Raw genomic sequence first — 13,255 nt, forward strand, 5'->3', positions numbered from 1 at the left:
GCCTTTTTCTACATTGAAGTCATTGTCTCGTTCTCCTCTTCCTTCCGTATCTTTACCCATTAAGCAAAGCAGGATGCACCCCGCTTTGCTTATGTATTAAACTTTAAATAATTGTGCACCTGTGCCAGAATCGATTTGCGGGTAAGGATCCCTATAAATGTGTTGTTCTCGTCTACGATGCATAGAAACGGATGGTTAATGGAAAGCTCCAGGCCGCGGAAGAAGCTCCCGTTTTCTCGCATCCACGCCACTTTCCTATTCATCACTTCCTCTACTTTCATCTCGCTCAGTTTCTCATACTCAATTTTCTCGATGCCAAGAATGGCATCAAGAATGAGCGACATACTGATTAATCCTTTCAGCTTATACTCCCGATCAAGCACCGGAATTGCTGAATATCCGGATTTTGTAAGAACAAGAAGTGCATGTTCCAGCGAGTTGCCCTCCTGGACAATGGCAACTTTACTTCCTGGAATCATCAATTTCTCAATCCCGTTATCCAATGATACTTGTTTCATTGTTTTTCCCATACATCCACCGCTTCCCCTTATAGAAAGTCACTTTTATCTTATTGTACCATGAAAACGTTTTCTTCGCATGAGGCTTCCCTATGCCTCTTCCACCTTTTCCAGATGGGACGTGCAGGACGGGCAACGAGTCGCCGGAATCGGAATGCTTGATAGGCAGTACGGACATTTTTTTGTTTCCGCTTTTTGCTCTGCCTGCTCCTCGTGCTGCCTTAACTCACTTAGCCTCGTGTATACCTTAACCACTACAAACAGGGACAGTGCTACAATTAAGAAATGCAGCACATTATTTAAGAAAATCCCATAATTGATAGTCGCCGCGCCCGCTCTGTTTGCTTCATCAAGCGAGGAATACGACTGCGAAGAAAGATTAATGTACAAATCAGAAAAATCTACGCCATTAAGCGCCATCCCAATAGGCGGCATCAAAATATCCTCGACAAGCGACGTGACGATTTTATTAAAGGCGGTTCCAAGCGCCACCCCAACGGCAAGATCAATAATATTCCCTTTGCTAATGAATTTCTTGAACTCCGTGATAAACTTCAAGTGACGTCCGCTCCTTTCCTTATTACATACTGTCGTACATCTATGCTTTACGAAATTTGTGAATCACCCGGCGGAATAAGCACTTCACGCGGCTTACTGCCTTCATATGGACCGACTACACCGCGCGCTTCCATCATATCGACCAGCCGTGCCGCGCGCGTATAGCCGACGCGCAACCGACGTTGCAAAAGAGAGACCGACGCTGTCTGCGCCTCACGCACCAATTCTACGGCCTGTTCATACAGCTCGTCCTCCGGCTCGTCCACAGACACGTTCTCCTCCTCTTCTCCCGGCATCATCTCCGGATGATAGCGTGCTTCCTGCTGCTTCTTGACGAAAGTTACGACCTTCTCTACCTCATGGTCACTGATAAATGCTCCCTGAATGCGTACCGGTTTGGATGCGCCCATCGGTAAGTACAGCATGTCACCGCGCCCCAGCAGTTTCTCCGCACCACCCATATCCAAAATGGTGCGTGAGTCCGCCATAGATGACACACCAAACGCGATGCGGGATGGAATGTTGGCTTTAATGACTCCGGTAATAACATCAACCGACGGGCGCTGCGTGGCGATAATTAAATGGATGCCGGCCGCGCGCGCCATTTGTGCCAGACGGCAGATTGCATCTTCAACGTCACCCGGCGCCACCATCATCAAATCCGCCAATTCGTCGACAATGACGACGATGAGCGGCAGCGGGGCAATACCTTGCTGGCGCGCTATCTCGTTATAGCGATCCAAATCCCGTGTCCCCGACTTGGCAAACAGTTCATAGCGCCGCTCCATCTCCTGCACGACTTTTTTGAGCGCCATGGATGCGCGACGCGGATCGGTCACCACCGGCGAGAGCAGATGAGGAATTCCATTATATACGTTTAGCTCAACCATCTTCGGGTCAATCATCATAAGTTTAACTTCACTCGGTTTCGCTTTACATAAAATACTCATAATGATGCCGTTTATGCAGACCGACTTCCCGCTTCCTGTCGCTCCGGCAACCAGCAGGTGCGGCATGCGTGCCAGGTTGGCGATAATCGGCTGACCGGAGATATCGCGTCCGAGCGCAATGCTAAGCTTGTCTGCCGCATCGATATATTCACGGCTTTCCAACACCTCACGAAGCGTTACAAGCGCTACTTCGTCGTTCGGAACTTCGATGCCGATCGCCGATTTACCTGGAATCGGCGCTTCCATTCGAATGCCTCGCGCGGCGAGAGCCAGCGCGATATCGTCCGTGAGCCCGACAATTTTACTAACCTTGACCCCGACGGCCGGTTGAATCTCATAACGCGTTACCGTCGGACCGCACTGGACACGCAGCACCTTGGCCTGTACACCAAAGCTTTCCAGCGTGGTGATGAGCTTATGGGCATTGCTCTGTACATTTTTCGTTGTACCGCTCCCTTTCATCGCTTTCGGTCGGTCCATCAGTGCCGGAGTCGGGAGTTTATAGGCCGGATGGTCCATCGCTTCCTCAAACGCCAGCGACACATCCGCCACCGTTTCCGGTGGCTCTTTTACTTCCGGCTGTTTGCGCTCTCGCAATTTTACTTTGATTTGCCCGCCTTCCGTTTTTACTTCCGGTTCGCCGTTCGGTAGAGATGCTGTCTCTTCCTGCCGGTACACTTTTTCCGCAAAATCATGTACTATGATCTCGCCCGTGCGTGGCAGCCCATCCGCTTCACCGATATCCTCCGGAAATGCTCGGTCTTCGGCCTGCGGCATATTTTCTGTCTTCGCTCGTACCGGAAGCATCTCCGTCACATCTCTTTTCTCTTTCATGGAACGATTGCCGAATAAGCGCATAACAAGACTTGGCTTTCGTTCTTCAGGCTCCTCTTCTTCCGGCTCTACTTCTATCAGGTCCGCTTCATATGCTTCCTGCTCCTCACGCTCACGAAGACGCTGTTCACGCCGCTCGCTCAGCAGTGCCAGCGCATCCTCTCCCACAGCTTTTACTCTAGCTCCGCCGGCCGCAAACAGGCGACGCAGCGCAGCAAAAATACGCACATACGAGATTTGAAATGCGAGCATCAATCCAATCAGCACGAGAAACACGATAATAAGTGCTGCACCGGCTGATCCGGCTGCCGCAGAGAAAAAGGCATACCCGATGGCTCCAATTAATCCCCCGCCCACATCTGTCGTGGACGGTTTTCCTGCTTCTACCTGCTTCTTCTCCTGAAGCAGTTGTTCCCATGTGACAGCAAACACCGATTGGTCAGCGAACCTGCCTCCGGCGGTCAACTGCTCAAACAATAACATATGATTCCATACTAACAAGGAAAAGAACAGAAGAAAAATACCTATCCACCGCTGGGAGAACAAATAAGGCCATTTTCTTTTAACCATGACATAAATACCAATACCCACGCCGGTCAGTGGCAGCAGAAAATCCCAGGATCCGGCCGCAATGCGAAATACCCAGGCAAAATACCGGCCCAGCCAGCTTGAGTTCGAGAATGTCATAAGCGCCAAAAGCGACAGCGCGATGACGACGAGGCCGTATAGCTCATACCGGAGAAATCCACGGACATCCTGCTTCTTCATTCCGGCCCCTTTCCGGCTTTTCTTCTTCTTGGTCACCGGATTCACCACCTCAACTAAGTATGTATCATCATACAGGAAAAAAGGCAGCCGAACCAAACATTGGCTGCGGTTGCCTTTTTTTCCTGCACATGCGTTCGTATCGTTATTATAACACAAGGAAAACGAGCGGTCATGGTGGGGATTCTGTCGAGAATTAGGGAATAAAACAGAAAACCCCGACAACATCCGCCGACGGGGTACTCGTGCTTTCATTCAAGTATTACAGCCTGTCAAGTGCGGCCAGCACGTAGCTAGACAGCTGATTAAACACAGGGCCTAAATTGTCAGCATTATGGTCTACGTTCAGGTTCCGGATCTCTGTTTCTTCCCCGCAATCCAAAGAGCCCGGCAAGTCCTAACAGACCAATCCATCCCCAATCAACATCATTGTCGGTGGCTGCCGTTCTGTAATTGTTGCCTTGATACGTATTAACGTTGTTCCTGTTATTTACGTTATCATTCACACCTTCTGCAAAAACCGGTACATTTACAGCTGTAACCAGGGCTAGAGCCAATACAACAATACGAAGCTTACATAACATATGTATCACCTCCTCAAGCATTCTCTACCTTAATGATTTACCTAAAGCAGAAAAATATACATTGTTTTCTAGATCGCTTTACGAACGGGCTTGCCTTTTAGGGAAAGAGGGGTCAAGAAAAAAAGAAGAGGTGTCGTTATGAGTTTTGATCCCATTAAAAAAGAGAAAGTTCATAAACGTTGAAAAACATTGACTTAACGGGAAAAATAGCATTAGTAACGGGAGGAAGCGCAGGAATCGGGTTATCCGTCGCTGAATCGTTATGCCAGGCCGGAGCTTCCGTAGCCATCGTAGGGAGAAGAAAAGACGCCCTGGAAGATGCCAAACGCCATATAGCGAAACGCTATCCGAATGCGGAAATTTTTGCTGTTAGTGCTGATGCTTCCAAAGTAGAGGATATAAGAAAGATGGTTAACCAGGTCATTCAACGCTTTGGGCGAATTGACATTCTTGTCAATAATGCGGGAACGAACGTTTTGAATGAGGCGTTTGATGTAACAGAAGCAGAGTGGGACCGCATCATGAATGTAAATGTAAAAGGGCTCTTCTTCTGCTGTCAGGAAGTAGGTAAGCATATGGCAAAACAGGGTGGCGGTAAAGTTATCAACATGGCCTCACAGATGGGACTGGTTGGACTATACAAAAGAGCGGCTTATTGTACAAGCAAAGGGGGTGTTGTTCAACTGACAAAAGTATTGGGAATCGAGTGGGCTCCTTATAACATTCAGGTAAACGCCATTGCGCCAACCTTTGTAGAAACTCCCCTAACCAGACCGATGCTGGAGAATAAGGAGTTTTATGAAGAGGTCATTCGAAGGATTCCTATGGGCAAGTTAGCGCAGCCGGAAGATGTTGCGGGTGCTGTACTGTATCTCGCTTCAGACTTATCGAACTTTGTGACAGGTCATACGTTACCTGTCGACGGAGGCTGGGTTGCCTGGTAAGATAAAATAAGTTTATCTCACCGTCCTCTTCATTTTGTCAGTTTCTCTATTTACGGACATTTTTACTTTACGATTCCGCTTATAGATGTTATACCGGACAAAAATTTACTTAAGGAAAACTTGTACTACAGTCTATATCATACAGATAATTCTCTTCATATAATACAGTAACTTAGCAAAAAGGAGGGGTATCATTGGTCACACGCCGTGGTCGTTTTGTATTTGTAACCCTACGCCCTGGTCAAGTTGCTATTGTTCGCTGTCACCGCAGGAAAAAAAGGCACTCTCATCACTAAGTATAAAATCGAAGAAAAAGCACTTTATTGCATAGAATGCGATGAGGAAGAAGTTATAGCGAAAGCAATAAAATACGAAGAAGGGGCTGTCCCATAAGTAAGCGGGAGCCCCTTTGTTTTTGTTCAATCCAATCACCCCTTAGCACCTTCAAGCGAAGGTTCGTGTTGAACATTTTCCTGCAGTGATCGCCTTCTGGACCTTCGAAATGTTTGATAACTAAACCACAGCGCTAACAATAGTGAGGTAAAATAAGCGGCGGCGCAAGCAATAGCGAACCACATCGAAAAGGAATGAAGCACCTTACCAAGTATGACAAAAGCCAGGGCGCTCCAAGTAAACCATGTGCTTCGGCAAGCTTTTGGTTTTTTATCCACATCCGTATTTACACTTCCTACTTGCTTGTTTTCACTCTCGTCCACTTGTCCATCTGTAATTTCTATGTTCGAATGAGTTGTTTTCTTGCTTAGCTTTGATACCGTATAGATAAGGAGCATAAAAGCAGGTTGAAATCCTAAAACAATAAGCGGCAGACTATACTTGATGAAGTGGGCAAGCTCGTTTATTCTTTCAAAGGAAAAGTATGAGGTTAAAAAAATAAACACGCCCCCCTGAATATTAAATTTACGGCAATCCGTGTTATTGAAAATGGCACCGAGGCAAATAAAAAAAGCAGAATACAGAACCATGATTTTTAAGGTGAAGGCAGGAAACCAGGCGCTAAAAAGAAGAACTTCCACCCGGTCTAAAAAATCAGTGATATGGATTTGCTCAACCAGTAGATACACAGGGTAATAAAACTTACTTGTTATCGTAGCACCCATGGCAACAATGGCAACGAATAAGACAATGGTAATAACAACCCCTGCAAGTAGGGTTCCATATCGTACAGACGCTTTGAACAGACGAGTATCGGCTAAAGAAGGTAAGAAGGCTCCCAGGATTAAAAGGTCGCCATAAGAACTTAAACCTATTACATTAGCAGTGCCAAGCGGCAAAAATCCAGTAGATAATATAGGTAGCGCCCGTTCCGGGTTGATTTCATTTGCTAAAAGTACAGGCAAAAAAGCCATTGCGAGCAAATAAACAGGGACAAATAACGCATTAACCCGGGCGATTACCTCTATACTTGTCTTGCCGTAATAAAGCATAACCAATATAAATAAAAACAAAATGACTTCGCTCGGCGTCTCACTAAGAAGAAAGAAACCGACAAATTCAGAAATTTCTCTCACATCACGAACCAATATGATCCAAATATAAAGAAAGAAAAGAATGTTAACAGCTTTCCCGCCCCAATTTCCTAGTAGAAGAGAAGTAACTTCAAAAATGTTTTTTCCGGGAAACTTCTTTGATACGGTATAGAAGAAAGAAGCAATCAGCAAGGCATATAGAATCGGAATAATTTGCGTAAACCAAACATCAGTTTTGGAAATGTTAGCTAAGCCATGCGGTATACTAGCCAGCGTTTCCGTAATAAGGATGGAAGCTGTCAGCCAGGCTAGCTGCCTGTGATCAATGACTTGTTTTGTAATCAAAAGGATTCACACCTTTCTTACTTAATAATTGGGTCTAAGTAGCGATTTGCTAATGACCGTGTAATTGGAGATATATAATCGACAAAAAACTGCATCGGCATATATACTTTTATGCCGAAAAGCGCTGCTGTGATAAAAAATAAGCATAACAAGGAAAAAGCATAAAAAATGCCTTTTTCCTTGTTTGAAGCCCTCTTCATTTTCTTATATTCGTACAGTAACGTTACGACATATATGGATAAGAAAATCACCCAAAAGGTTTTATTCATCTCTACGACCTCGAGTAATGTTTGTATATGTTTGACCTATATTAATAACCTGCGCGTGAATGTCATATGTAAACCCAACATTTTTTAAGTGACTTCTCCAATCTTCTTTGTATTTTTCTTTCCATTGATCAGGATAGTATCTAAAAACTTTCAGGCCCAACCCAATGTTATCTGTTGAACGTTTCTTCATTTGATTAAGCGTACTCTCAATCGTATTTTTGATATGTTGGTTTAATTTCCTTTCCAGCTCTTTCACATTAGATTCTATGTCAAAATTAATATTGGATGTATTTTCCTGTATAGAAGCTTGTGAATTAACCTTTATACGGAAACGAAGGCGATCCCCTTGCAAAATCGGAGTAATATTCACGTTTCCTGTTTCAAACGCTATATTTACTTTTCCCTGTTTGCCCAAATCCAGCACAGTATTATAAGGAATAAAACGAGTCGAGAACCAGTTCAGTCCATTCGATGCTTTTGGCGGAAATAAAGCGACCATCTTATCTCGACGAAATTGGGCATATCCTGTAACCTGTACTTCTTTTGACTTTTCACTCGATTTGGTCTCAACAACGCGCATCATGGGAATGATCGGATCCGTATTCGGTTCGGTAAGCATATACGCAATTTCTTTTATATTTATAGGAAGAGCAAAGGTTTTTACAATCTCTCTCATAGCCTCCCCCGAATACCGTTCGAATTTTGGTTGAGCCTCCAATAAAGCACGGCCCTCTCCTTTTGCAACCACCATATAAGCGGTTAATCGATTTTCAGGAAAACGAGCCAAAATATCAAAGATCGGAGAAATTCCCTCTCTAGCCAGTTCTTCTCCAACAATGACAACACGTTGATGGGCATAAAACAGTTCTCTTGCCATCCTTCTTTGTAACCGGACACCGGCTTCACGAATGGTTTGTCCTACTTCTGAGTCGATATAATAACTTTTCACTCCCCCCGTTCCACCTCCCCCACCTCCCGGGCCACCCAATTGGCCAACCAAAGGTACTTGAACCGAAAAACGATAAAGTCCATCCTTTTCTTTGTCAATAGCTATGGCAATGACAATAGCTGTATCGTTGATTTCTCTTCGATCCCAGCATCCGGAACAAACAAGCAAAACAATGAAAGAAAATAAAACAAAACAAGCTTTTCGTCTTCTCATTCATTATCCTTCTCTCGTTGATTCGTATCATGTTCAATGTATTTTCCTGTTTGTCCCCCTTCTTCCAACACTGCTCTCTGTAATTCTCTGCCCATCCGGTCTTCATCCCCGATAGAAAAAAAAGAGGGACGCTTAATCATTAGCGGCCACGGCATACGAAACGCGACATCCTTTATATCCTTTGTAGAAAAAGGAGAGATAGGGGATAAGTATGGAACACCAAAAGAACGAAGATTTGCCATGTGACCGAGTATGAGGATAATTCCAAGCATAATGCCATATATTCCAAATAAGGAAGCAGCAATAATTAAAGGGAAGCGTAGCATTCGAAAAGTAATGGCGCTGTTGTACCGTGGGATGGTAAACGAAGCGATACCTGTAATGGAGACGACAATAACCATGGGGGCGGATACAATTCCAGCCTGTACTGCGGCTTGTCCGACAACCAAAGCGCCAAGGATACTGACGGCCTGACCTACTGTTTTAGGCAACCGCACTCCTGCTTCCCGCAGCGCTTCAAAGGAAACCTCCATGATTAACGTTTCAACAACGGCCGGGAACGGAATCGTTTCCCTTGCAGCAGCAACACTTAATAATAATGTTGTTGGCAACATCGCTTGATGATACGTTGTTACGGCCACATACATAGCGGGTGTTAACAAAGAAAGAGCCAAAGAAAAATAACGGAGCCAACGAATCAGCGTCGCTATTTGAAAGCGCTCGTAATAGTCTTCGTTTGCCTGCATCATGGTCCAGAACGTGGTAGGAACAATTAACACAATAGGCGTACCATCGACCATGATGGCGATTCTTCCTTCTAATAATGCCGCAGCCACCGTATCGGGTCGTTCTGAATACTGAACCTGGGGAAAAGGAGAAAATGTGCTGTCTTCGATTAATTCTTCAATGTATCCGGTTTCTAAAATGGCATCAATTTCAATTTTTTGTAAGCGCTGTTGCACTTCTTTTAACGTTTCCGGGTCGACAATTCCCTCAATATAAGCTAATGCGATGTTTGTATTGCTTTCTTTCCCCAACATCAAAGGTTTAATTTTAAGCCTTGGGGTTTTCAGTCTTCGCCGTATCAAAGCTGTATTCGTACGCAGACTTTCAATAAATCCTTCTCTTGGACCTCTTATGACGGATTCAGATTCAGGTTCTCCGACTGAACGTAATTGCGGCCCACGAATACCGAGCAACAAGGCTGAACCTACCCCTTCAATAAAAACACCCGTATCTCCGGATAATACCGGCTGTAGAAAATCGGCATAATTATCTACATGAGCGATTTGTGCAGAGGGAATCACGGCTCTTTTCAAAACTTCAATGTTTGTTCCTTCTCCTTTGAAAACCATAATCGACTTGAGTACATCATTTATCCCTTGTGTATGAATCAATCCATCCACAAAAATAGCGATGGCCGGCTTTCCGTCATGAAATGTAAATTCCCGAATGACAATATCCGAACTATCTTTAAACAACTGGTCTAAAATCTTTTTATTCTCCTCCAAAGAAGAAGAGATAGGGAGTGAAGTCAATTCGTATATATCTTTATCATTTAATTGTTGTACTTGTTCTTCCACTTCTCGCTTTTGTTTTCGAGTGCGTTTCATTCTAAACAAATCCCCCTCACCATAAAGCTAAAGGTAGTATTTCTCATATTTTAAAAAGCTATGTACTTGTTTATATGGTTTTCTAGATACACACGCTATTCGCTTTAACGCACTGCTCGCTTGCTGGACGTTTTTTTCTTAAATTGTGCTTGTCTATCAAGATATTTACCGTTTCTAAAATAAATGCAAGAGAATAAAATAATAACGCAAGAGAGCAAATGCCCCCCTTCTCTTAATAAAGGAACCTTCCTGTCTGTTTAGAACATGTTGCTTTTTATATACGTAACCTTATTAGAAAAGGGGGTGCCTATAAAATGAGCCCTAAAAAGAAAAAGCTGCGTAAATCTCCTGGCCGCCTATATCATGTCATTCGCCGATATGGTCTTGATGATATTGATAAAAACGAACTCAAAAAGTATTTTCCTGCTCATAAAAAGAAAAAAAGAAGTTCTAAATAAATATATCTGGTACAAGCTATCGATGAAGAGGAAATTTAATACGAAGTATCATCTCGGACAAGTATGATCGGAGCTCCCGGGGTTTTCCTCTCTTACCTGAGGGTTTTATTTTTTAGCCTTTAAGAAATATCGCTGATTAACAACAAAACCGAAAAACAGCCTCCCCAAATGGAAGCGGGGAGGCTGCTTCTTGCGCCATTCTCGGGTGAGTAATCAGCTTCTATATGATGAATTCTGCGACAGCGCAAAAGAATACACCGGCCAAAATCATTGACGAGGTCATAATTTAATTGGTAATATCCGGGCGGAAATAAATCTTCTGACCCGGCGCATACGACGGGTTCATGTAGTCGTACGGATTCGGACTAATCAACCGTACGATGCGAGCTTCATTGGTGCCGCACGGCTTCACCAGCATCGTCAATCCGTTCAATTGAATCTCCATATTCTCATAAGCAGCCGGGTCCTCGTTCTGGAAAATCAAATCCATGGGCAGCGTAGAATAAATAATCATTGCACCACCTGCTCCACCGGCTGAGCCGGACGCCGCGCTTCGATTCGATTTCTCAACTCCTGCATGGCTGCACCGAGTCCGCCAATCTCGTCAATCAGACCGAACTCGACCGCTTTCGCGCCGACTATGTTCGTACCTACATCCCGGCTCAACTCGCCGACTTTCAGCATCAATTCACGGAACTTCTGCTCTTCAATCCTCGAATGGCGCACGACGAAGTTCACAACGCGATCCTGCATTTTCTCCAGGTATTCAAAGCTTTCCGCCACGCCAATGACAAGGCCGGTCAGACGCACAGGATGGATGGTCATCGTGGCCGTCTCTGCGATAAACGAATAGTCGGTTGCCACGGCGATCGGTACCCCAATGCTGTGGCCGCCGCCTAGCACGAGCGATACGGTCGGTTTCGATATTGACGCGATCATTTCTGCAATCGCCAGGCCCGCTTCCACATCGCCGCCCACTGTATTTAAAATTACCAGTACACCTTCAACGTTCGGATTCTGCTCCGCTGCCACCAGCTGGGGAATCAGGTGTTCATACTTAGTCGTCTTATTTTGCGGCGGCAGTTGGACATGTCCTTCGATCTGCCCGATAATCGGCAAGCAGTAGATGTTGCTGTCAGTCATAGCCGGTACGTTTGTCTGTCCGAACTGCTGAATCATTTCCGTCACTGCTTTGCGCGGCTCACCGGTCAGCGGAGGGTTCGGAGGCAGCTCCCTCGGTTTCTCCGGCATTGGTTGTGGTTGCGTCTGGGGATCCAGCCCATTCATTTGTTCTTGCACATCGTTTCCCTCCATTTTCTTAGTACTCATAGTATGAATTTCCGCAAGAAAAAGCATGCATCCACCTAAATAAGAAAAAATCCATGAAAACTCCTGAATTAATGTAGTGCTTTTTTCAGACTTCATGTCCATTCAGCTTTCCCTTGTAGAATAAGCGTGCTTGCCTGTACAATGGTAAAGTGAAGAAAAGCGGAAAGCTTAGCAAAAGACAGGAGGAGTTATGGAAGAGTTTATTCGGTCGGTATTAACCTTTCTCAGCGACTTGGGGTATTTCGGAATTGCCATAGGGCTTATGCTGGAAGTCATTCCAAGCGAGATTGTTCTGTCTTATGGCGGTTATCTTGTATCGCAAGGGAAAATCAACTTTGCAGGTGCGATTATCGCCGGTACGATCGGCGGCACCATTGCCCAACTGTTTTTATATTGGATGGGCTATTATGGCGGACGTCCGTTCCTTGAGAAATACGGAAAATACCTGTTGATTCGTAAAAAAGAAATCGACAAAGCAGAAGAATGGTTCAACCGGTATGGCGTAGGCGTCATTTTTACCGCCCGCTTCATTCCGGTTGTCCGGCACGCAATTTCCATTCCTGCCGGGATTGCCCGCATGTCTGTCGTTAAATTTATTATGTATACCACACTAGCGGTTATTCCCTGGTCCATTCTATTCGTGTATCTGGGAATGCAGCTGGGTGCACGCTGGGTGCAAATCGACGAATTCGCCAAGCCTTTTATCCAGCCAATTATCTGGATTGCGGTCGCAGGTACGGTAATTTATCTGCTGATGAGTCTTCGCAAGCGCAAAAAATCTTCTCGCTTCTCCAGCTAACAGAAAAGGGGATATGTGTATGAAGAGGGCTAAAAAACAAAGTTCACGAATATTGCTGACCGCAATCGTTATCGGCCTGACCGCCGCTCTCACGCTTGGGGGCTGCCGCAGCAAAGACAGCGTACCAACAGAGCAGGAGCTTACCGCCAAAATCGCGGAAAAACAAGAGCAAAAGCGGGAACAGAAGATAAATAGCGCCCGACAGGAGCTGGATCGTTATTTTGAATCAGTGGCGGCCTCGGTCAAAAAATTGGGAGAGAAACGGGCCGCTTTTTTTGAGGCATTCACCGGTTTAAGCGAGCAAAAGCTGACGAAAAGACAAGCACGCACCCAGGTGGCAACGGCCATTGCCGATTATGAAAAAACGCTGGGTGAGCTAAAGACGCTCCAGCTCCCCGCTTACAAAGAGGTGCAAAGTTTTCACCAGGAAATACACCGTACGATGGGCGCATACGTTCCGCTGATGAAAAAAGCTGAGCAGGGACTCCGCCAAAAAGATGCCGAAACGCTGAAAGAAGTGGAAAAGCAAATGGCAATCCTTGACGATCAGGTGAAAAAAACACTTGAAAAAAGTTCCAAGCTGCAGGTGAAAGTTAATACAGGTCAATAAAAAACAGGGTCTCGTCCAAAGGCGCGGCCC

At 45.2% G+C, this 13,255-nt stretch carries 13 protein-coding genes; 4 read left to right on the forward strand and 9 right to left on the reverse strand.

The genetic code is table 11. The features are described 5' to 3' along the window. Positions 1-89: 89 nt before the first annotated feature. The 4 genes from cbpB to ADA01nite_RS07610 form a co-directional block, all read right to left on the reverse strand. Positions 90-530 (reverse strand): cyclic-di-AMP-binding protein CbpB, encoded by a 441-nt coding sequence (gene cbpB / locus ADA01nite_RS07595; RefSeq protein ID WP_146809346.1) that lies wholly within the window; start codon positions 528-530, stop codon positions 90-92. A gap of 78 nt (positions 531-608) precedes the next feature. Continuing rightward, complete coding sequence (gene mscL, locus ADA01nite_RS07600) at positions 609-1,076, reverse strand: large conductance mechanosensitive channel protein MscL (protein WP_146809347.1); 468 nt, start codon at positions 1,074-1,076, stop codon at positions 609-611. A gap of 47 nt (positions 1,077-1,123) precedes the next feature. Continuing rightward, entirely contained in the window at positions 1,124-3,343 is a 2,220-nt protein-coding gene (locus ADA01nite_RS07605) for a DNA translocase FtsK (protein ID WP_414631734.1), read from the reverse strand. 614 nt (positions 3,344-3,957) lie between these two features. Beyond that, positions 3,958-4,209 (reverse strand): WGxxGxxG family protein, encoded by a 252-nt coding sequence (locus ADA01nite_RS07610; RefSeq protein ID WP_146809348.1) that lies wholly within the window; start codon positions 4,207-4,209, stop codon positions 3,958-3,960. A gap of 179 nt (positions 4,210-4,388) precedes the next feature. On the opposite strand from ADA01nite_RS07610, the gene ADA01nite_RS07615 reads away from it, so the two are divergent. Next, positions 4,389-5,153, forward strand: a complete 765-nt coding sequence (locus tag ADA01nite_RS07615; protein ID WP_146809349.1) for an SDR family NAD(P)-dependent oxidoreductase — start codon at positions 4,389-4,391, stop codon at positions 5,151-5,153. Between the two features lie 428 nt (positions 5,154-5,581). On the opposite strand, the gene ADA01nite_RS07620 is transcribed toward ADA01nite_RS07615, so the two are convergent. The 3 genes from ADA01nite_RS07620 to ADA01nite_RS07630 form a co-directional block, all read right to left on the reverse strand. Then, a complete protein-coding gene (locus ADA01nite_RS07620; protein WP_170230193.1) occupies positions 5,582-6,985 on the reverse strand; it encodes a GerAB/ArcD/ProY family transporter in 1,404 nt (467 codons plus the stop codon). A gap of 261 nt (positions 6,986-7,246) precedes the next feature. Beyond that, complete coding sequence (locus ADA01nite_RS07625; protein ID WP_146809351.1) at positions 7,247-8,416, reverse strand: Ger(x)C family spore germination protein; 1,170 nt, start codon at positions 8,414-8,416, stop codon at positions 7,247-7,249. Then, a complete protein-coding gene (locus tag ADA01nite_RS07630) occupies positions 8,413-10,029 on the reverse strand; it encodes a spore germination protein (RefSeq protein WP_146809352.1) in 1,617 nt (538 codons plus the stop codon). Before ADA01nite_RS07630 ends, ADA01nite_RS07625 begins: the two co-directional genes overlap by 4 nt. Positions 10,030-10,343: 314 nt before the next feature. Between ADA01nite_RS07630 and ADA01nite_RS21975 the strand changes: the two genes are divergently transcribed. After that, positions 10,344-10,487 (forward strand): hypothetical protein, encoded by a 144-nt coding sequence (locus ADA01nite_RS21975; RefSeq protein ID WP_170230194.1) that lies wholly within the window; start codon positions 10,344-10,346, stop codon positions 10,485-10,487. Positions 10,488-10,773: 286 nt separating this feature from the next. Here the strand turns inward: ADA01nite_RS21975 and ADA01nite_RS07635 are convergent, their stop codons facing one another. Both ADA01nite_RS07635 and ADA01nite_RS07640 read right to left on the reverse strand, forming a co-directional pair. After that, on the reverse strand, positions 10,774-11,001 hold the full coding sequence (locus tag ADA01nite_RS07635; protein ID WP_146809353.1) for a YlzJ-like family protein: 228 nt from the start codon (positions 10,999-11,001) through the stop codon (positions 10,774-10,776). Next, positions 10,998-11,816 (reverse strand): ClpP family protease, encoded by an 819-nt coding sequence (locus ADA01nite_RS07640; RefSeq protein ID WP_371863544.1) that lies wholly within the window; start codon positions 11,814-11,816, stop codon positions 10,998-11,000. Before ADA01nite_RS07640 ends, ADA01nite_RS07635 begins: the two co-directional genes overlap by 4 nt. Before the next feature lie 190 nt (positions 11,817-12,006). On the opposite strand from ADA01nite_RS07640, the gene uptA reads away from it, so the two are divergent. Both uptA and ADA01nite_RS07650 read left to right on the forward strand, forming a co-directional pair. After that, positions 12,007-12,615: an undecaprenyl phosphate transporter UptA gene (gene uptA / locus ADA01nite_RS07645; RefSeq protein ID WP_146809354.1), complete on the forward strand. Its 609-nt coding sequence runs from the start codon at positions 12,007-12,009 to the stop codon at positions 12,613-12,615. Between the two features lie 19 nt (positions 12,616-12,634). Continuing rightward, on the forward strand, positions 12,635-13,225 hold the full coding sequence (locus ADA01nite_RS07650; protein WP_146809355.1) for a hypothetical protein: 591 nt from the start codon (positions 12,635-12,637) through the stop codon (positions 13,223-13,225). Positions 13,226-13,255: the final 30 nt, after the last annotated feature.

Origin of the sequence: Aneurinibacillus danicus, assembly GCF_007991215.1 — a bacterium.
In the GTDB taxonomy this organism is placed as follows: Bacteria; Bacillota; Bacilli; order Aneurinibacillales; family Aneurinibacillaceae; genus Aneurinibacillus; species Aneurinibacillus danicus.

Bases quoted from the DNA above. Each gene is read 5' to 3' on its own strand.
- ADA01nite_RS07650 (WP_146809355.1), top strand. From the start codon at position 12,635: ATGAAGAGGGCTAAAAAACAAAGTTCACGAATATTGCTGACCGCAATC.
- ADA01nite_RS07635 (WP_146809353.1), bottom strand. From the start codon at position 11,001: ATGATTATTTATTCTACGCTGCCCATGGATTTGATTTTCCAGAACGAG.
- uptA (WP_146809354.1), top strand. From the start codon at position 12,007: ATGGAAGAGTTTATTCGGTCGGTATTAACCTTTCTCAGCGACTTGGGG.
- ADA01nite_RS07630 (WP_146809352.1), bottom strand. From the start codon at position 10,029: ATGAAACGCACTCGAAAACAAAAGCGAGAAGTGGAAGAACAAGTACAA.
- ADA01nite_RS07640 (WP_371863544.1), bottom strand. From the start codon at position 11,816: ATGAGTACTAAGAAAATGGAGGGAAACGATGTGCAAGAACAAATGAAT.
- ADA01nite_RS21975 (WP_170230194.1), top strand. From the start codon at position 10,344: ATGAGCCCTAAAAAGAAAAAGCTGCGTAAATCTCCTGGCCGCCTATAT.
- cbpB (WP_146809346.1), bottom strand. From the start codon at position 530: ATGGGAAAAACAATGAAACAAGTATCATTGGATAACGGGATTGAGAAA.
- ADA01nite_RS07605 (WP_414631734.1), bottom strand. From the start codon at position 3,343: ATGTTATTGTTTGAGCAGTTGACCGCCGGAGGCAGGTTCGCTGACCAA.
- ADA01nite_RS07625 (WP_146809351.1), bottom strand. From the start codon at position 8,416: ATGAGAAGACGAAAAGCTTGTTTTGTTTTATTTTCTTTCATTGTTTTG.
- ADA01nite_RS07610 (WP_146809348.1), bottom strand. From the start codon at position 4,209: ATGTTATGTAAGCTTCGTATTGTTGTATTGGCTCTAGCCCTGGTTACA.